We start from the raw sequence: 18,521 nt of genomic DNA, 5'->3' as shown, positions 1-18,521 counted from the left end.
AGCGCGCCAGCCCCCGGCTTTGTGATGTAGGTCCCGAGCGGCGCGCGGCACGCCTAATCTCTGGAGCATGGACGAAGAGTTGCGATCGCTCACGGAGCGCTTACGGTCCGAGTCCGGGAACTCGCCGGCCTACGGCCGCCTCCTGGCCACGGACGACCTCGACACCCTGGCCGGCGTCCTCACCGAACCCGGACAGCCGCTGTGGGCGCGGGAACTCGCCGCCTTCCGGCTCGGGCGCGCGGGGGACCGGCGGGCCTTCGAGGCGCTGGTGCTCCTCCTCAACCACCGTGACCCGCCGCGCTGCGCCTCCGCCGCCCACGCGCTGGCCCGCCTCGGCGACCCGCGCACCGCCCGCGCCGCCGCCGCCCTCGCCACCAACGAACTCCGCGTCGCCTACGCCCTGCACCCGGTCCGTCTCCTGACCGAACTGCGCGCCCCGGAGGCCGTACCGGCGTTGATCACGACGCTGCGCCGGCGGCTGCGCCCGCACGACCCGTACCGGCGGGTGGCACTGGCCTGCGTGGAGGGCCTGGGCGAACTCGGCGACGCGCGCGCCGAACCCGTCCTGACCGAGGCGCTCGCCCACCCCGCGCTCGCCGAGGCCGCCGTCCACGCGCTGGCCCGCATCCCCCGGCAGGGCGGTGCCCGAGGGCGCATCCCGGGACAGCACAGCTAGGGCCTGTCGTTCGGATCATCCCGGGGTCGCGGGGTCCGGCACGCGCATCTGCGGCGTTGTCGTCGGTTGCCGACGCTCCGCGTTGTCGCCCTCCTCCGCCGTGCAACTGCACGCACCGGACCCCGCTCGGGCCGGTCGAAAGGGCACCGCACCTCACAGCCGCGCTGATCCAAACGACAGCCCCTAGCCCGGTCAGCCGGCGAGGTCCCTCACGTACCGCACCTCGGGCACCTCCACCCCGTCCACCTCGAAGGGCTCCTCGGCGCCGTCCGCGGCGAATCCCGCGCGCTCGTAGAAGCGGCGGGCGCCGGTGTTGTCCCTGAGCACCCACAGGTACACGCGCGGATGGCCGACCGCCGCGCAGCGGTGGACGACCTCGGTGAGCAGGGTCCGGCCGAAGCCCCGGCCGATGCGCTCCGGGCGCAGGTACAGGGCGTACAACTCGGCGTCCCCGGTGCGCCGGTCGCCGTCCCGGTACGGGCCGAACGCGGCCCAGCCGGCGAGTTCGCCGCCGTCCGTCTCGGCGACCAGGTTCACCGCGCTGCCGTCGCCCTCCAGCAGCCGGGTGCGGTGCCGCGCGGCGTCCGCGGCGATGTCGAGGCCGTCGAGGTACGACTGCGGGACGAGACCCCGGTAGGCGTGCTGCCAGCCCCGTACCCGGATCTCGGCCACGCGGGCGCAGTCGTCCACGGTCATGGGGCGCAGCCGGCCGGCGGTCACGCGTCCACCACCGCGAGGGCCTCGATCTCCATCAGGAACTCGGGCCGCACCAGGCCCGCGACCCGGACGGCGGACATCGCGGGCAGCCGGTCGTCGGGTATGTGCGCGGCGCGGGCCGCGCGGACGGCCGGCATGTGCGCCATGTCCGTGACGAAGCAGGTGAGTTTCACGACGTCGTCGAAGGTGGCGCCGGCGGCCGCCAGACAGCGCCTCAGGTTCTCGAACACCTGCCGGGCCTGCGCCCCGGCGTCGCCCTCGCCGACGAGCCGGCCGTCCTCGTCCAGGGCGAGTTGCCCGGAGACGGCGACGAGGCGGCCCGTGCCCGTCACCACGTGGGAGTACTGGGCCGCGGGGGCCACGCCGGCGGGGGCGGGGATCCTGGTCAGGTCGCTCATGCGCCCATCATGGACCACGGGTCCGACAGCGCCCTGCTCCGGCGGACGGTCACCCGCTCAGCCGCGGAAGCCCAGCAGGCCGTGCAGCATGGAGCCGCGCGCGGTGGCCGGCGCGGCCTTCGACGTCGGCGGCTTCGGGTCGGGCAGCGCCGGGCACACGGCGTCGGCGTCGCCGTGGTTCCCGCGCGGCACGGTCCCGTCCGCGAGGTAGGCCGCCAGATGCCGGTCCAGGCAGGCGTTCCCGCTGAGCGTGATGCCGTGGTTGCCGCCGCCCGACTCCACCACCAGGCTGGAGCGGTCCAGTTGGCGGTGGACGGTGACGGCGCCCTGGTACGGGGTGGCCGCGTCGTGCGTCGCCTGGAACAGCAGCGCCGGAGGCAGGTCGCTGTTGCGGATGCGCTCCGGCCGCAGGGAGTCGGTCGGCCAGAACGCGCACGGCGCGTTGTACCAGGCGTTGTTCCAGGTCATGAACGGCGCCCGCTCGTACGCCTCCCAGTTGTCCTTGCGCCACTGCTGCCAGTCGCGCGGCCAGCCGGCGTCCCGGCACTCCACGGCGGTGTAGATGCTGTAGCCGTTGTCATCGGCCGCGTCGGCGGCGCCCAGGTTCTCGAACGCCTTGACCAGCGGCCGGGCGTCCCGGTCGTTCACGTACGCCGAGAAGGCCGCCGCGAGATGGGGCCAGTAGCCGTTGTAGTAGCCGCCCGGGATGTAGGTGTCCTCCAGCTCGGCGGCGCCCACCCGGCCGCCGGCCGGTTTCTCCTTCAGGGCCGCGCGCATCGCGTACCACGCGGCCTCGACCCGCTCCGGGTCGGTGCCCAGCCCGTACGTCGTGTCGTGCTTCGCGACCCAGGCCAGGAAGGCGCGGTGACGGTCGTTGAAGGCGTGGTCCTGGTTCAGGTTGGCGTCGTACCAGACCTGTGTGGGATCGACGACCGAGTCCAGGACCAGGCGGCGCACCCGCTGCGGGAACAGCTTGGCGTAGACGGCGCCCAGATAGGTGCCGTAGGAGTAACCGAAGTAGTTGAGGCGTTCCGCGCCCAGGGCCCGCCGCACGACGTCCATGTCGCGCACCGCGCTGCGGGTGTCGATGTACGGCAGCAGGTCCGCGTACTTCTCGGTGCACGCCTCGGCGAAGGACCGTACGCGCGTGAGGTTGGCCTCCTCGACCGCGGGCGTGGTCGGCACGGAGTCCGGGCGCACCGGTGCGAAGTGGTCGGGTGCGCAGTCGAGGGCGGGCCGGCTCGCGCCCACGCCGCGCGGGTCGAAGCCGATGACGTCGTACTGGGCGGCCACCTCGGCGGGCAGCGACGCGGCGACGAACCCGGCCAGGGTCAGACCGCTGCCGCCCGGGCCGCCCGGGTTCACCAGCAGGGGGCCCTGGTAGGTGGCCGAGGTGTGCGGGACGCGGGACAGCGCGAGGGTGATCCGGCGTCCGTCGGGGGCGGCATGGTCGAGGGGTACCTCGACGGACGCGCACTGCAGCGTCGGGTAGTCCTCGGTGCCGCACTTCTTCCACGCGGGGTGCGCGGTGGGGAAGGGTTCCGCGGCGCGCGGTGTGCCGGCCTCGGCGGGCACGGCCGTGAGGCCCGCGGCCACGACGACGGCGGCACCGCACAGCGCGACTGCGCTTCTTCTCATGGGGGGTCCTCCCGGGACGGAGGTGCTGCGGGCCGCGAGGCTCACGGTCCACGCGGCATCGTCCCGACATGGGACCCCTGGTGAACGTCTCTGATCGATTGTTGACCCGATCGGGCCGCTGGATGCGCTCGAATGATCCTAGAGCAGCGTGAGTTGGGTCGGCTCGGTCACCGGGGGCGGCGTGGGGCGGTCCGGGGTGCGGATCCGCCGCGGCATGCCCGCGCGGGCCGGGCCGATGCCGTACTCCTGGGCCAGCTCGTGCACCTGGCGGGTGACGCGGCGCTGGTACCACTTCGGGGCGTAGGCGCCCTCCGCGTACAGCCGCCGGTAGCGGTCGACCAGGTGCGGGCGGTGCCCGGCGAGCCAGGACATGAACCACTCGCGGGCGCCGGGCCGCAGGTGCAGCACCAGCGGAGTGACGGAGGTGGCACCGGCCGCGGCGATCGCCCGCACGGTCTCCCGCAGTTGCTCCGGCCGGTCGCTCAGGAACGGCAGCACCGGCGCCATCAGGACCCCGCAGCCGATGCCGCGCCCGGCGAGCGCGCGGACCACGTCCAGCCGCCGCTCGGGCGCCGGTGTGCCGGGTTCGACCGTGCGCCACAGCTCCTCGTCGGTGAAGCCCACCGAGACCGAGATGCCGACGTCCGTCACCTGCGCGGCCTGCTCGATCAGCTCCAGGTCCCGCAGGATCAGCGTGCCCTTGGTGAGGATCGAGAAGGGGTTGGCGTGGTCGCGCAGGGCGGCGAGGATGCCCGGCATCAGCCGGTAGCGGCCCTCCGCGCGCTGGTAGCAGTCGACGTTCGTGCCCATCGCGATGTGCTCGCCCTGCCAGCTGCGCGAGGACAGCCGGCGGCGCAGCAGCTCGGGCGCGTTCACCTTGACCACGATCTGGCTGTCGAAGCCGAGCCCGGTGTCGAGGTCCAGGTAGCTGTGGGTCTTGCGGGCGAAGCAGTAGACGCACGCGTGCGTGCAGCCGCGGTAGGGGTTCACCGTCCATTCGAACGGCATGCGGGAGGCCCCCGGCACCCGGTTGACGATCGAGCGGGCCCGGATCTCGTGGAAGGTGATGCCGCGGAACTCCGGTGTGTCGAAGGTGCGGGTGGTCACCGCGTCCGCGCCGAACAGCGCGGCGTCGGCCCGGCTGTGTTCGGACTCCGGGCTGAGGTTCTCCCAGCGCATGACGCCTCCTCGGTAGCACTGGCCCACAGAATAGAACACATGTTCCCTTGATTGTGCGGGCGTCATCTTCGGTCACTTACGGAACCCCGATTTGGGTGGCCGGGCACGGGGGTGGTTGGCTTGCCCCGACCCCGAGAACCCATGCCCTGGAGGAAACCGATGGCGCAGGTCGAGGCCACTACGGAGCGGATCGTCGCGGCGGACGCGGAGACGGTGTTCGATACGCTCGCCGACTACAGCGGCACCCGCGCGAAGGTCCTGCCCGAGCAGTTCAGCGAGTACGAGGTCCGCGAGGGCGGCGACGGCGAGGGCACCCTGGTGCACTGGAAGCTCCAGGCCACCAGCAAGCGGGTGCGCGACTGCCTGCTGGAGGTCACCGAGCCCTCCGACGGCGAGCTCGTCGAGAAGGACCGCAACTCCTCCATGGTCACCACCTGGCGGGTCACCCCGGCCGGCGAGGGCCGCTCCCGCGTCGTCGTGACCACCGTCTGGAACGGCGCCGGAGGCATCGGCGGCTTCTTCGAGAAGACCTTCGCGCCCAAGGGCCTCGCCCGCATCTACGACGCCCTGCTGGCCAGGCTGGCCGCCGAGGTCGAGAAGTAGTCCGGCCGCAGGCCGGCCAATCCGCCCGAACCGGCGGGGAGTTGTTTTCCTCACCGGTTCGGGTGATCTCTTTGCGACCCTTCTCTGTCCCGTAACTCGCCGCACGTGCTCGTAGTTGTCGCTTTCACGCGGGAAATGTCCGGCGGTGCGACGAGGGGAGCGGCACGTGGGCGGGATCACTCTGACGCAGGACGAGCCGGTCGCGGCACCACGGACCGAGGGCCCGCCACCCCCGCCACCCGCCCCCGTCCCGAGTCCGCGCCGGGTCCGGCTGGTCTTCCTCGCGCTGATGCTGGCGCTGCTGCTCGCCGCCCTGGAGCAGATGATCGTCGCCACCGCGCTCCCGAAGATCGTCGGTGAGCTGCACGGCCTGGACCGGATGTCCTGGGCGATCACCGCCTATCTGCTCACCGCCACCGTCGGACTGTCGATCTACGGCAAGCTCGGCGACCTCCTCGGCCGCAAGGGCGTCTTCCAGTTCGCCATCCTCGTCTTCGTCGTCGGCTCCGCCCTCGCCGGCCGCGCCTCCACCATGGACCAGCTGATCGCCTACCGCGCCGTGCAGGGCGTCGGCGCGGGCGGCCTGATGATCGGCGTCCAGGCGATCATCGCGGACATCGTGCCCGCACGGCAGCGCGCCCGCTTCATGGGACTCATCGGCGCCGCCTTCGGCCTCGCCTCCGTCGCCGGCCCGCTGCTCGGCGGCTACTTCACCGACCACCACTCCTGGCGCTGGTGCTTCTACATCAACGTGCCCTTCGGCATCGTCACCATGGCCGTCGTCGCCCTCGCGCTGAAACTGCCCAAACCCGGCGCCCGGCCCCGCTTCGACGTCCTCGGCTCCCTGCTGCTCACCGCCGCCTCCACCTGCCTGGTCCTGCTGACCAGCTGGGGCGGCACCGAGTACGCCTGGGACTCCCGCGTCGTCCATGGGCTCGCCGCCGGCGCCGCCGCGACCGGCCTGCTCTTCCTCCTCGTCGAGCGCTTCGCAGCCGAACCCCTCATCCCGCTGCGGCTGTTCCGCGACTCCGTCTTCAACGTCAGCGCACTGGTGGGCCTGGTGATCGGCGTCGCCCTGTTCGGCGCCGCCGGCTACCTGCCGACCTACCTCCAGATGGTCGACGGGGCCACGGCCACCGAGTCCGGACTGCTGATGCTGCCCATGACGGGCGGCATCGTCGGCGCCTCCGTCGTCTCCGGGCAGCTCATCAGCCGCACCGGCCGCTACCGGCGGCACCCCCTCGTCGGCTGCGCCCTCGCCGTGACCGGCATGTGGCTGCTGTCCCGCCTGGAGCCCGGCACACCACGGCTGCACTACGGCCTCTGGACGGCCGTCCTCGGCATCGGCATCGGCATGGTGATGCCGGTGCTGATCCTCGCCGTGCAGAACTCCGTGCGCCCCACCGACCTCGGCACCGCCACCAGCGCCCACAACTACTTCCGGCAGATCGGCGGCAGCGTCGGCGCCGCCGTCTTCGGCACCCTGTTCGCCGACCGCCTCACCGACGCGCTCCGCGCACACCTGCCCGCGCAGGCCGGCGCCGCACCGCACGACGTCGAGTCGATCACCCCGCAGTTCGTGCACGCGCTGCCGCCCGAGCTGCGCGACGCCTACGTCCAGGCCTACGCCGACGCCATGCCGCGCATCTTCCTGTACCTGGTGCCGGTACTCGTCCTCGGCCTGCTCACCGCCTTCTTCCTCAAGGAGAAACCACTGGTGTCCCACCACACCCCCACCGCCGACCCGATGCAGGAAGCACCCCGCTTCGACCCGCGCGTGCCACAGGCCCGCGCGCCGCACACCGGCGGCGTGCCCGTCTGCGGAAGCGTGCAGCATCCCGACGGAACCGCCGTGCCCCGCGCGGCCCTCACCCTCATCGACGTCACCGGCCGGCAGACCGGCCGGGGCGCCAGCGGCGACGACGGGCGGTACGCGCTCGCCACGCCCGGCCCCGGCTCGTACGTGCTGATCGCCGCCGCCGGCGGCCACCAGCCGCAGGCGGTCTCCGTGACCGTCGGCGAACGTCCCGTCGAACTCGACGTCGTCCTCGGCGGTGCCGGGCGGCTCGCCGGCAGCGTCGTCACCGCCGACGGCACACCCGTGCGCGACGCCGCCGTCACCCTCACCAACGTCCACGGGGAGGTCGTGGCGAGCACCCGCAGCGGCCGCGAGGGCGGCTACGTCATCAGTGAACTGGTGGCGGGCGAGTACACCCTCGCCGCCAGCGCCCCCGCCTTCCGCCCGGCCGCCCTGCCCGTCACCGTCCAGGCGGCCCGCGAGACCCGCCAGGACATCGAACTCGCCGGCGGCGCCGTGTTGCGCGGCACGGTGCGGGCCGGCGGCGGACGGCCCGTCGAGGAGGCCCGCGTCACGCTGCTCGACGCGGCGGGCAACGTCGTCGACACCCTCACCACCGGACCCGACGGCACCTTCCGGTTCGTCGACCTGTCGTCCGGCGAGTACACGGTCATCGCCGCCGGCTACCCGCCGGTCGCGACCGTGCTCCAGGTGGCGGGCGGCGGACGGACCGAACGCGACCTCCAGCTGGGGCACGAGGACTGAACCGGCCGGTCACGCGCGGGAGTACACGCCGGTGCGCGCCGACGCGGGCAATTCCCGCAATGACGCACATCGCATCCGACCGTGGCCGTACGGTGGTGACGGCGGTACAGATCTTGCACAGCCGGGGGAGAGAGGGCCTGGGCCATGGACCGTGGCACCGAGCGGGACGCGCCTCCCGATCGCCGCGCCGGGGACGGGGCGGCGGGCGACCCCGGCAGTGCCGGCCGTATCCCGCTCGCCGTCGTCGTGGTCGACCGCGAGGGACTCGTCTCCCACTGGAGCAGGGGCGCGCGCCGCCTGTTCGCACTTCCCAAGGAGGAGGCGCTCGGCCGTCCCGCCGTCGACCTGCTGCCGGTGACCGGCGCCCTGCCCGAGGACGACGAGGACACCCCCTACGGGACGTACCCGGCCCACGACGGACCGGGACCCGGTCTCGGCGGCTCCCTCGGCGGCCAACCGGCCTACCCCGCCGCGGGCCGGGCCCGCCTCGACGCGTCCGGCGCCGGACGCGTCGACGTGCTGTGGTGGGCCTATCCCCTGGTCGGCCCCGGGCGGGAACGGCTGCTGGTACTGGCCGCCGACGCGGAAGCACTGCGCCAGGAGGGATCCGGGACGTCCGAGCGGATCGCACCCGGCTTCGCCCCGCACACCGACTTCCCCGGCTCCGAGGACCTCGCCCGCCGGCTCCCCGAGATCCTCCCCAGCACGAGCGTGGACGACAGCGCCCGCATCGTCTCCCAGGTCCTCGAACTGGGCTATCCCATCCTGGAGTTCAGCCGCAACGACCGGGTGCCGGTCACCCCGCACTGGGGCGTGCCCCGGCGCGCCGAACGCCGACAGCGCCGGGAGCGGGCCGCCCGCGCCCTCGCCGCCGGCGAGCCGGTGCCCGAGGAACTGCGGGACGAGGGCGAGGACCTCGAGTACGCGGCCGTCCGCGAACACCTGGAGTTCCTCAACGAGGTCAGCTCCCGCATCGGCACCTCGCTCGACCTCTCGCGCACCATCGTCGAGGTCAGCAAGGCCGTGGTGCCCCGCTTCACCGACGTCGCCGGCACCTATCTGCGCGAACAGGTCGTCGCCGGTGAGGCGTTCGACGAGGGCGTGCCGGACACCACCACCATGTGGCACCGGGTCGCCCTGGAGCACACCGACGAACCCGGCCGCTGGGACGACGTCGTACCGGTCGGCGAGGCCATGCCCTTCCCGGCGCACACGCCGTTCTTCCAGTGCATGACCACCGGCGAACCCGTCCTCGTGCCGCGCATCAGCGAGGAGACGGGCCACGCCATCGCCTCACAGTTCGACAAGCGCGACATCCGGCCGCTGATCACCGGCCGTTCGATGCTGGTGGTCCCGCTGAAGGCCCGCCACGTCGTCCTCGGCTTCATGATCCTGCTGCGCCACCCGGAGCGGCAGGTCTTCGACGACATGGACCGGGTCACCGGCGCCGAACTCGCCGCCCGCGCGGGCCTGGTGCTCGACAACGCCCGCATGTACACGTACCAGGAGAACGTCGCCGAGACGCTCCAGGACAGCATGCTGCCGCACATCCCGCCGCGCATGGCGGGCTGCGACATCGCCACCCGCTACCTCCCGGGCACCCTGCTCGGCCGGGTCGGCGGCGACTGGTTCGACGCGGTGAAACTGCCCGGCGCCCGCACCGCGTTCGTCGTCGGCGACGTCATGGGACACGGGCTGAACTCCGCCGCGATGATGGGGCAGTTGCGCACCGCCGTGCAGACCATGGCCGGTCTCGACCTGCCGCCCGCGCAACTGCTGCGCAACCTCGACGACCTGGCCCAGCGCCTCGGCGACACCTACCTCGCGACCTGCCTGTACGCCGTCTACGACCCCATCGCGAGCGAACTCCACCTCGCCAACGCCGGTCACATCCCGCCCGTCCTGGTCCGGGCCGCCGACGGGCGCAGCGAACTGCTCGACCTGCCCACGGGCGCGCCCATCGGCGTCGGCGGGGTGCCCTTCGAGGCGGTGCGCGTACCGGTGGAGCCCGGCGACCGGCTGGTGATGTGCACCGACGGACTCGTCGAGGTGCGCGGCGAGGACATCGGGGTCGGGCTCGCCACGCTGTGCGAGTCCGCCGCCCACCCGGCCGCCTCCATGGACGACGCCTGCGACACCATCATCCGGGCCCTGAACACGCGCGGCGGCCGCAAGGACGACGTGGCCCTGCTGATGGCCCGGCTGGGCGGCATCGAGCCGGACGCCGTCGCCGAGTGGCGGATCCGCCCGGAGCCGTCCGAGGTCGGCCGGGCCCGCGCGGCGGTCCGCGAGCAACTGCACGACTGGGGGCTGCCCAAGGCCGCCGACAACGCCGAGCTGATGGTCAGCGAACTCGTCACCAACGCCGTACGGCACTCGCACGCGCGGCCCGTCGCGCTGCGGCTGGTGCGCGGCGACACCCTGCTGTGCGAGGTGGAGGACGACGACCACGAACTGCCGACGCTGCTCAACGCCCGGCCGGCGGACGAGTCCGGCCGCGGACTGCGGGTCGTCAGCACCCTCGCCCGCGAGTGGGGCACCAGCCGGACGGCGGCCGGCAAGAACGTGTGGTTCGAACTGACCCTGCCGCGCCGCTGAGTCCGGGTGGTGCGACGGCGCGTCGCGCGGCGGACGAGCGGTGACGGTGTGCGCCGTGTTCTTGTCCGGGCGCCCGGGGCGCGGTACACCGTACTGGCCCGTCGTACGGGACGGGGCGGCGTCGCACCGTGGGGAGTTGGGCATGAGCGTGACCAGTCGGTACCGGGAGTCCTGGGAGAGCTTCTGGCGGGAGGCGCCGCAGGAGCAGGGGGCGGTGTTCTGGGACGCGGAGCCGGTCCTGGCCGTGGCCCGCCATCTCGCCCTGTTCGAACCGCGTCTGGCCGATCCCGGGCTGCCCCTGGTGGACCTCGGCTGCGGCAACGGCACCCAGACCCGCTTCCTCGCCGACCGCTTCCCGCACGTCCTCGGCGCGGACCTGTGCGCCGCCGCCCTGGACCGCGCCCGCGCCGCCGATCCGGACGGACGGGCGGCCTACCGCCGACTGGACGCCGCCGACCGGGCCGAGATCAAGGCCCTGCACGCCGAGATCGGCGACGCCAACGTCTATGTGCGCGGGGTACTGCACCAGTGCGAGGAAGGTGACCGGCAGGCCCTGGTGGAGGCGATCGCCACGCTGGCCGGGGACCGGGGCCGGGCCTTCCTCGTCGAGCCGTCCGAGGAGGCCGGAGGAGTCCTGCGGGACCTCGCCGCCGGCCCCGCGGGACCGCCGCCCAAACTCGCGCCGGTCCTCCGGCACGGCATGGCCCCCGGCGAGGTCGCCGACGCCGCGGTGCCCGGATTCCTGGCCGCGGCCGGGCTGACCGTTGCGGCGAGCGGCACCCTGCCGCTGACCACCACGGAGTACGGCCCCGACGGCACCCGCATCGAACTGCCGTCCCTGTGGTACGTGGCGGGCCGCGCCACCGACTGAGACGTCGCAGGCCAGGAGGGCCGGGACGACACCGCACGGACCCGTCACTGGTCTGGACCGGTGAGAGTTATCCACAGGCTGGCCGGAATTCGGCGGAAGCACGTAGCGTGTCCCGCATGAAGATCCTCATCAGCGCCGACATGGAGGGCGCCACCGGTGTCACCTGGCCGGCCGACGTCCTGCCGGGGACTCCCCAGTGGGAGCGGTGCCGGTCGATGTTCACCTCGGACGTCAACGCCGCCGTCCAGGGCTTCTTCGACGGCGGCGCCGACGAGGTGCTCATCAACGAGGCCCACTGGACCATGCGCAACCTGCTGCTGGAACAGCTGGACGACCGGGCGCAGATGCTCACCGGCCGGCACAAGTCCCTGTCGATGGTGGAGGGCGTGCAGCACGGCGACGTCGACGGCATCGCCTTCGTCGGCTACCACGCCGGAGCCGGCATGGAGGGCGTCCTCGCCCACACCTTCCTCGCCAACTCCATCACCGGGGTGTGGATCAACGACGTACGGGCCAGCGAAGGACTGCTCAACGCGCACGTGGTCGCCGAGTACGGGGTGCCGGTGATCCTCGTCACAGGAGACGACGTCGCCTGCGAGGACGCCCTCGGTTACGCGCCCGAGGCGCTGAAGGTCGCCGTCAAGGACCACGTGTCCCGGTACGCGGCCGTGTGCCGGACACCGGCCCGCACGGCCGCCGACATCCGCGCCGCGGCCAAGGAGGCGGCCGCGCTCGCGGTGCGCCGGGAGCCGGTCGACGGCGGACCGTTCACCGTGGCGGTGGAGTTCGACGCCGAGCACCTGGCGATGGCCGCCACCGTGGTGCCGGGCGTGACCCGCACCGGTGAGCGGAAGGTCCAGTACACCAGCGGGACCATGTACGACGGGATCCGCACCTTCAAGGCGGTCACCACGATCGCCTCGGCCGCGGTGGAGGAGCAGTATGGCTGACGAGCGGGCCCTGGACGAGGTCGTGACGTTCACGTCGGACCTGATCCGGATCGACACGACCAACCGGGGCGGGGGCGACTGCCGGGAGCGGCCCGCCGCCGAGTACGCCGCCGCGCGGCTCGCCGAGGCCGGCCTGGAACCGGTCCTCCTCGAACGCACCCCCGGCCGCACCAACGTCGTCGCCCGTCTGGAGGGCACCGACCCGTCCGCCGACGCGCTGCTCGTCCACGGCCACCTGGACGTCGTACCGGCCGAGGCCGCCGACTGGAGCGTGCACCCGTTCTCCGGCGAGGTCCGCGACGGCGTCGTCTGGGGACGCGGCGCCGTCGACATGAAGAACATGGACGCGATGATCCTCGCCGTGGTGCGGTCCTGGGCCCGTGAAGGCGTCCGCCCCCGGCGCGACATGGTGATCGCGTTCACCGCCGACGAGGAGGCCAGCGCCGAGGACGGCTCCGGGTTCCTCGCCGACCGGCACGCCCACCTCTTCGAGGGCTGCACCGAAGGCATCAGCGAGTCCGGCGCGTTCACCTTCCACGACGGCGACGGACGGCAGCTCTACCCCATCGCCGCCGGCGAGCGCGGCACCGCCTGGCTGAAGCTCACCGCGCGCGGCCGGGCCGGCCACGGCTCCAAGGTCAACCGGGAGAACGCGGTGACCCGCCTCGCCGCCGCCATCACCCGCATCGGCGAGCACGAATGGCCGCTGCGCCTCACCCCGACCGTGCGGGCCGCACTCGGTGAACTCGCCGCCCTGTACGGCATCGAGACCGACCTGAGCGACGTGGACGCGCTGCTGGACAAGCTGGGCACGGCCGGGAAGCTCGTCGAGGCCACCGTCCGCAACAGCGCCAACCCGACCATGCTGGACGCCGGCTACAAGCTCAACGTGATCCCCGGAGAGGCCGTGGCGCACGTCGACGGCCGCTACCTGTCCGGCGCCGAGGACGAGTTCCGCGCCACCATGGACCGGCTCACAGGACCGGACGTCGACTGGGAGTTCGCGCACCACGAAGTGGCCCTCCAGGCTCCGGTGGACTCGCCGACGTTCGCCCGGATGCGGGCCGCCGTCGAGGAGTTCGCACCCGAGGGACACGTGGTGCCGTACTGCATGTCGGGCGGCACGGACGCCAAGCAGTTCTCCCGGCTCGGCATCACCGGCTACGGCTTCGCCCCGCTGAAGCTGCCCGAGGGCTTCGACTACCAGGCCCTCTTCCACGGGGTCGACGAGCGCGTCCCGGTCGAGGCGCTCCACTTCGGCGTCCATGTCCTCGACCGGTTCCTGCGGACCGCCTGAACGAGTGGGGGAGACAGTGCAGACCCTGGCGTACGGCGAGTGGCCCTCGCCCATCGACGCGGCCACCGCCGCGGCCCACGACGGCAGCCCCGAGTTCGTGGGCTTCGTCGGGGACGAGGTGTGGTGGACCGAGCCCCGGCCCGCCGAGGCGGGCCGGCGCGCCCTGGTGCGGCGGCACGCCGACGGCACCGAGGAGTCCGTCCTCCCGGCGCCGTGGAACGTGCGCAGCCGCGTCATCGAGTACGGCGGCCGGCCCTGGGCCGGCACCGTCGGCGACGACGGCAGCCCGCTCGTGGTGTTCGTGCACTTCGCCGACCAGCGCCTGTACCGGTTCGAGCCGGGCGGCGAGCCGCGCCCGCTCACTCCTGTGTCGCCGGTCGGGCAGGGGCTGCGCTGGGCCGAGCCCGTCCTGCTGCCGGAGCGCGGCGAGGTGTGGTGCGTCCTGGAGGAGTTCACCGGCGACGGCCCAGGCGACGTGCGCCGCGTCCTGGCCGCTGTACCGCTGGACGGCTCCGCCGCCGAGGACCGCGGCGCGGTGCGCGAACTGAGCGACGGACGGCACCGGTTCGTCACCGGGCCGCGCCTCGCGCCGGACGGGCGGCGCGCCGCCTGGATCGCCTGGGACCACCCGCGCATGCCGTGGGACGGCACCGAACTCCTCGTCGCCGACGTCACCCCCGACGGCACCCTGGGCGAGGCCCGTACGGTGGCCGGCGGACCCGAGGAGTCCGTCGCCCAGGCCGACTGGAGCCACGACGGCCGGCTGCTGTACGCGAGTGACCGCACCGGCTGGTGGAACCTCTACCGCGACGGGGAGCCGCTCTGCCCGCGCGAGGAGGAGTTCGGCGGCCCGCTGTGGAAGCTCGGACACCGCTGGTTCGCCCCGCTGGACGGCGGCCTGGTCGCCGTCCTGCACGGCAAGGGCGCCCTCGCGCTCGGCATACTCGACCCCGAGACCGGTGAGGTGGTCGACGCGGCAGGCCCGTGGAGCGAGTTCGCGGCCTGTCTCGCGGCACACGGCGAACGGGTCGTCGCCGTCGGGGCCGGCCCGCGCACCGCCCACGAGGTGGTGGAGCTGGACACCCGGACGGGACGGGCGCGCGTGATCGGCGCCGCGCACCGGGACGCCGTGGACCCCGCCTACTACCCCGAGCCGCAGGTCCGCACGTTCACCGGACCGGACGGCCGCGAGATCCACGCCCACCTTCACCCGCCGCGCAACCCGGACTGCACCGGCCCCGCCGGTGAGCTGCCCCCGTACGTGATCTGGGCGCACGGCGGACCCACCGGCCGGGTGCCGCTCGTGCTCGACCTGGAGATCGCCTACTTCACCTCGCGCGGCATCGGCGTCGCCGAGGTCAACTACGGCGGCTCCACCGGCTACGGGCGCGCCTACCGCAACCGGCTGCGCGGACAGTGGGGCGTCGTCGACGTCGAGGACTGCGCCGCCGTCGCGCTGGCCCTCGCCGACGAGGGCACCGCCGACCGGAACCGGCTCGCCGTCCGGGGCGGCAGCGCAGGCGGCTGGACCACGGCCGCCTCGCTCACCACGACCGACGTCTACGCCTGCGGCACCATCATCTACCCGGTGCTCGACCTCACCGGCTGGAGCAGCGGCGAGACCCACGACTTCGAGTCGCAGTACCTCGAGACCCTGATCGGCCCGCTCGCCGAAGTCCCCGAGCGGTACGCGGAACGCTCGCCCACCACGCACGCCGACCGCCTCTCCGTACCGTTCCTGCTGCTCCAGGGGCTGGACGACGTGATCTGCCCGCCCGTGCAGTGCGAGCGGTTCCTGAACCGGCTGGCCGGCCGGGGCGTACCGCACGCCTACCTCACCTTCGCAGGCGAGGGGCACGGCTTCCGGCGGGCGGAGACGATGGTGCGCGCCCTGGAGGCCGAACTCTCCCTGTACGCCCAGGTGTTCGGCTTGAAGGTGCCCGGCGTCCCGGTCCTGGAGCTGGGCACGTGAGCGGGGCACGACCGCTGCGCCGCCCGGCCCGGCTGGCCCCCGGCGCCCGCGTGGCCGTCGTCGCGCCCAGCGGCCCGGTGCCCGAGGAGCGGCTCCAGACCGGGCTGGACGTGCTGCGCGGCTGGGACCTCGACCCGGTGGTGGCTCCCCATGTGCTGGACCGGCACGGCGAGTTCGACTACCTGGCGGGCAGCGACGCCGACCGGGCCGCCGACCTGCAGTCCGCCTGGTGCGACCCGGCCGTCGACGCGGTGATCTGCGCCCGCGGCGGCTACGGCGCGCAGCGCATGGTCGACCTGCTGGACTGGGAGGCGATGCGGGCGGCCGGGCCGAAGGTGTTCGTCGGCTTCAGCGACATCACCGCGCTGCACGAGGCGTTCGCGGTGCGGCTCGGCCTGGTCACACTGCACGGGCCGATGGCGGCGGGCGTGGACTTCGCCAAGAGCGCGCGGGCCCAGGACCACCTCCGAGCCACGCTGTTCGCGCCCGAGACGGTCCGCACCGTCCGCTCCGACGGCACCGCGCTGGTGCCGGGACGGGCGCGCGGGGTCACGCTCGGCGGCTGCCTCTCGCTGCTCGCCGCCGACCTCGGCACTCCGCACGCCCGGCCCTCGGCGGACGGCGGGCTGCTGTGCCTGGAGGACGTGGGGGAGGAGCCGTACCGGATCGACCGCTACCTCACGCAGCTGCTGCGGTCCGGCTGGCTGGACGGGGTACGCGGGCTGCTGCTCGGGTCCTGGGCGCAGTGCGAGCCGTACGACGGGGTGCGGGCGATGCTCGCCGACCGGCTCGGCGGGCTCGGGGTGCCGGTGGCCGAGGAGTTCGGGTTCGGCCACTGCGACGACGCGCTCACCGTTCCCTTCGGTGTGACGGCCGAACTCGACGCCGACGCGGGCACGTTGACGCTGGACGAACCGGCGCTGGACTGAGCCGTCCGAGGCCGCGCGCGGTGGGCCGCGGTGCCGTGCGCCGGGACCACCGGGCATCGCGCGACCCGAGGGCCCGTCGTAGGCTGGCAGGATGCCGCACACCGCTTCCCGCTACCTCGCCGAAGGCCGCCGCGTGGGGCTGCGCCACTTCACGTACGCGGACGGTGCCGAGTTCACCGCCCGCGTCCGGGAGAGCAAGGACCTCCACCACCCGTGGCTGTTCCCGCCGGACAGCGCCGACGCGTACACCAGCTACGCGGGACGGCTCATCGAGGACCCCACCAAGGCGGGGTTCCTCGTCTGCGAGAAGGAGGCGGACGGCGCCCTCGCCGGGTTCATCAACATCAACAACATCGTCGAGGGCGGCTTCCGGTGCGGGGCGCTCGGTTACGGCGCCTTCGCCCACGCGGCGGGACGCGGACTCATGCGCGAAGCGCTGGACCTGGTGGTGCGCCACGCCTTCGGGCCGATGCGGCTGCACCGGCTGGAGATCAACGTGCAGCCGGGCAACACCGCCTCCATCGCGCTGGCCCGCGCCTGCGGTTTCCGCCTGGAGGGCTTCTCACCGAAGATGCTGTTCATCGACGGGGCCTGGCGCGACCACCAACGGTGGGCCATCACCAGTGAGATGACCGGGACGACACCGCCCTCGACCTGACCGCCCCCGCGTCCACGGGTCGTGCCCGCCGCGCCGTGCAAAGTCGTTGAATACCGAACTCCCTGTGGGTGAGGATGATCGGCATGCGGAACATCGTCGTGGTGGACGCCCCCTCCAACCTGGGGCTGCGCCCGCCCGCTCCCGGCACCGTGCCCGGCTGCCACAAGCTGGCCGGAGCCCTGCGCGAACAGCGGATCGTCCAGCGGCTGAACGCGGCGGAGGGCGGGGTGGTGGTGCCGCCGCGCTACGACCGGGGCGACTGGCAGGAGGGCGACGGCGTCTTCAACGCGGCCGCCCTCGCCGCCTACACCCGCAAGCTCGCCGACCGGATCGAGCACCATGTGCGCGCCGGTGATCTGACCGTCGTCCTCGGCGGCGACTGCTCCGTCCAGCTCGGTGCCTCGCTCGCGCTGCGCCGCCTGGGACGGTACGGGCTGGTCGCCGTGGACGCCTCCCCGGACTTCCGCCATCCCGGCAACTCGGACCGTGTCGGCGCGGCCGGCGGCGAGGAGGTCGCCCTGGCCACCGGGCGCGGCCAGCGGGACCTCACCGACCTGGAGGGGCTCAGGCCGTATCTGCGGGACGAGGACGTGCGGTTCCTCGGCATCCGCGACTACTTCGAGGAGGAACGCGCCGAACTCGCCGCGCTGAAGATCCCCGTCGTCACCGTCGGGGACCTGCGCGAGTGGGGCGCCGACGCGATGGCCGGCGCCACCGTGCGGTCCTATGCGGCGCCGGGACTCGACGGCTTTTGGGTGCACCTGGACGCCGACGTCCTCGACCCGTCCGTCATGCCCGCCGTCGACAGCCCCGACCCGGACGGCCTCCAGCCGGACGAACTCCTCGCACTGCTGCGCCCGTTGCTCACCGCGCCGCAGTGCGTCGGCCTCACCGTCACCATCTACGACCCCGACCTCGACCCCGACGCGACGGCCGGTGCGCTCCTGACCGACACCGTGGTGTCGGCCTTCACCTGAAGTTTCGGCGGGCCGGGGGCGGCCTCCACGGAACCCCGGCCGCAACCGCTGCGCGCCGGCCGGCTTCCGGATGCCGCCCCGTGCCCCGACCGCGCCGTCAGGAGCGGCGGTCGGCGTACTCGTAGACCGCGCCGTCCGGGTGCCGGGCGATGAGGTTGCGGCCCACCGGTGTGGGGACCGGGCCCGCGATGATGTCGGCGCCCATCTCCGCGAGCACCCGGCCGGCCTCCTCGACGTCCTGCACCGCGATGGTCGCCGCGACGCGGCGCAGCACGTCCAGCTCGGCCGCCGGACCGCTCATCAACAGGAAACAGCCCACCGCGGCGACCTCGACGCCGCCCCGTTCGAACCGCAGCGCTCTGCCGCCGGCCAGCCGCTCGTAGAACGGGATGGCGGTCTCGATGTCGTCGACGCAGACGCGCAGTGTGGCACCCAGAATCTCCATGGGGAGGAGCCTAGTTGGGAGCGCCGGGAGCGGGCATCTGGGCCCCGGGC

At 73.5% G+C, this 18,521-nt stretch carries 16 protein-coding genes; 11 read left to right on the top strand and 5 right to left on the bottom strand.

The window, feature by feature from the left end:
• The first annotated feature begins 67 nt into the window (after positions 1 to 67).
• Positions 68 to 676 (top strand): adenylosuccinate lyase, encoded by a 609-nt coding sequence (locus FGW31_RS04835; protein WP_142192084.1) that lies wholly within the window; start codon positions 68 to 70, stop codon positions 674 to 676.
• A 192-nt stretch (positions 677 to 868) separates the two neighbouring features.
• On the opposite strand, the gene FGW31_RS04825 is transcribed toward FGW31_RS04835, so the two are convergent.
• The 4 genes from FGW31_RS04825 to FGW31_RS04810 all read right to left on the bottom strand — a co-directional run bounded on the left by FGW31_RS04825 (position 869) and on the right by FGW31_RS04810 (position 4,608).
• A complete protein-coding gene (locus tag FGW31_RS04825) occupies positions 869 to 1,372 on the bottom strand; it encodes a GNAT family N-acetyltransferase (protein ID WP_142192355.1) in 504 nt (167 codons plus the stop codon).
• Positions 1,373 to 1,392: 20 nt separating this feature from the next.
• Complete coding sequence (locus tag FGW31_RS04820; RefSeq protein ID WP_142192083.1) at positions 1,393 to 1,791, bottom strand: RidA family protein; 399 nt, start codon at positions 1,789 to 1,791, stop codon at positions 1,393 to 1,395.
• Positions 1,792 to 1,848: 57 nt separating this feature from the next.
• Complete coding sequence (locus tag FGW31_RS04815; RefSeq protein WP_142192082.1) at positions 1,849 to 3,429, bottom strand: alpha/beta hydrolase; 1,581 nt, start codon at positions 3,427 to 3,429, stop codon at positions 1,849 to 1,851.
• Positions 3,430 to 3,567: 138 nt separating this feature from the next.
• A complete protein-coding gene (locus FGW31_RS04810) occupies positions 3,568 to 4,608 on the bottom strand; it encodes an Rv2578c family radical SAM protein (RefSeq protein WP_142192081.1) in 1,041 nt (346 codons plus the stop codon).
• A 159-nt stretch (positions 4,609 to 4,767) separates the two neighbouring features.
• Here FGW31_RS04810 and FGW31_RS04805 point away from each other — a divergent pair, with 159 nt between their 5' ends.
• From FGW31_RS04805 to FGW31_RS04760, 10 genes are all read left to right on the top strand, one after another.
• Positions 4,768 to 5,211 (top strand): SRPBCC family protein, encoded by a 444-nt coding sequence (locus tag FGW31_RS04805; RefSeq protein WP_142192080.1) that lies wholly within the window; start codon positions 4,768 to 4,770, stop codon positions 5,209 to 5,211.
• 166 nt (positions 5,212 to 5,377) lie between these two features.
• A complete protein-coding gene (locus tag FGW31_RS04800) occupies positions 5,378 to 7,774 on the top strand; it encodes an MFS transporter (RefSeq protein ID WP_142192079.1) in 2,397 nt (798 codons plus the stop codon).
• Between the two features lie 144 nt (positions 7,775 to 7,918).
• Positions 7,919 to 10,372, top strand: a complete 2,454-nt coding sequence (locus FGW31_RS04795) for an ATP-binding SpoIIE family protein phosphatase (RefSeq protein WP_142192078.1) — start codon at positions 7,919 to 7,921, stop codon at positions 10,370 to 10,372.
• A 142-nt stretch (positions 10,373 to 10,514) separates the two neighbouring features.
• The gene (locus tag FGW31_RS04790) at positions 10,515 to 11,243 is read left to right on the top strand and encodes a class I SAM-dependent methyltransferase (protein ID WP_142192077.1); all 729 of its coding nucleotides are present in this window, start codon (positions 10,515 to 10,517) and stop codon (positions 11,241 to 11,243) included.
• A 116-nt stretch (positions 11,244 to 11,359) separates the two neighbouring features.
• The gene (locus FGW31_RS04785; protein ID WP_142192076.1) at positions 11,360 to 12,193 is read left to right on the top strand and encodes a M55 family metallopeptidase; all 834 of its coding nucleotides are present in this window, start codon (positions 11,360 to 11,362) and stop codon (positions 12,191 to 12,193) included.
• A complete protein-coding gene (locus FGW31_RS04780; RefSeq protein ID WP_142192075.1) occupies positions 12,186 to 13,490 on the top strand; it encodes a M20/M25/M40 family metallo-hydrolase in 1,305 nt (434 codons plus the stop codon). Before FGW31_RS04785 ends, FGW31_RS04780 begins: the two co-directional genes overlap by 8 nt.
• Positions 13,459 to 15,462, top strand: a complete 2,004-nt coding sequence (locus FGW31_RS04775) for a S9 family peptidase (RefSeq protein ID WP_220510644.1) — start codon at positions 13,459 to 13,461, stop codon at positions 15,460 to 15,462. Before FGW31_RS04780 ends, FGW31_RS04775 begins: the two co-directional genes overlap by 32 nt.
• Positions 15,459 to 16,391, top strand: coding sequence for a S66 peptidase family protein (locus tag FGW31_RS04770; RefSeq protein WP_142192073.1), 933 nt, complete (start codon positions 15,459 to 15,461; stop codon positions 16,389 to 16,391). Before FGW31_RS04775 ends, FGW31_RS04770 begins: the two co-directional genes overlap by 4 nt.
• A gap of 91 nt (positions 16,392 to 16,482) precedes the next feature.
• Positions 16,483 to 17,049 carry a GNAT family N-acetyltransferase gene (locus FGW31_RS04765; RefSeq protein ID WP_142192072.1) on the top strand — a complete coding sequence of 189 codons (567 nt, stop codon included), beginning with the start codon at positions 16,483 to 16,485 and terminating at the stop codon, positions 17,047 to 17,049.
• 83 nt (positions 17,050 to 17,132) lie between these two features.
• Complete coding sequence (locus FGW31_RS04760; RefSeq protein ID WP_142192071.1) at positions 17,133 to 18,026, top strand: arginase family protein; 894 nt, start codon at positions 17,133 to 17,135, stop codon at positions 18,024 to 18,026.
• Between the two features lie 97 nt (positions 18,027 to 18,123).
• Here the strand turns inward: FGW31_RS04760 and FGW31_RS04755 are convergent, their stop codons facing one another.
• On the bottom strand, positions 18,124 to 18,471 hold the full coding sequence (locus FGW31_RS04755) for a VOC family protein (RefSeq protein WP_142192070.1): 348 nt from the start codon (positions 18,469 to 18,471) through the stop codon (positions 18,124 to 18,126).
• Positions 18,472 to 18,521: the final 50 nt, after the last annotated feature.

Origin of the sequence: Streptomyces calvus (genome assembly GCF_006782915.1) — a bacterium.
Taxonomy (GTDB): domain Bacteria; phylum Actinomycetota; class Actinomycetes; order Streptomycetales; family Streptomycetaceae; genus Streptomyces; species Streptomyces calvus.
This window is presented reverse-complemented; position numbering and strand designations above follow the sequence as displayed.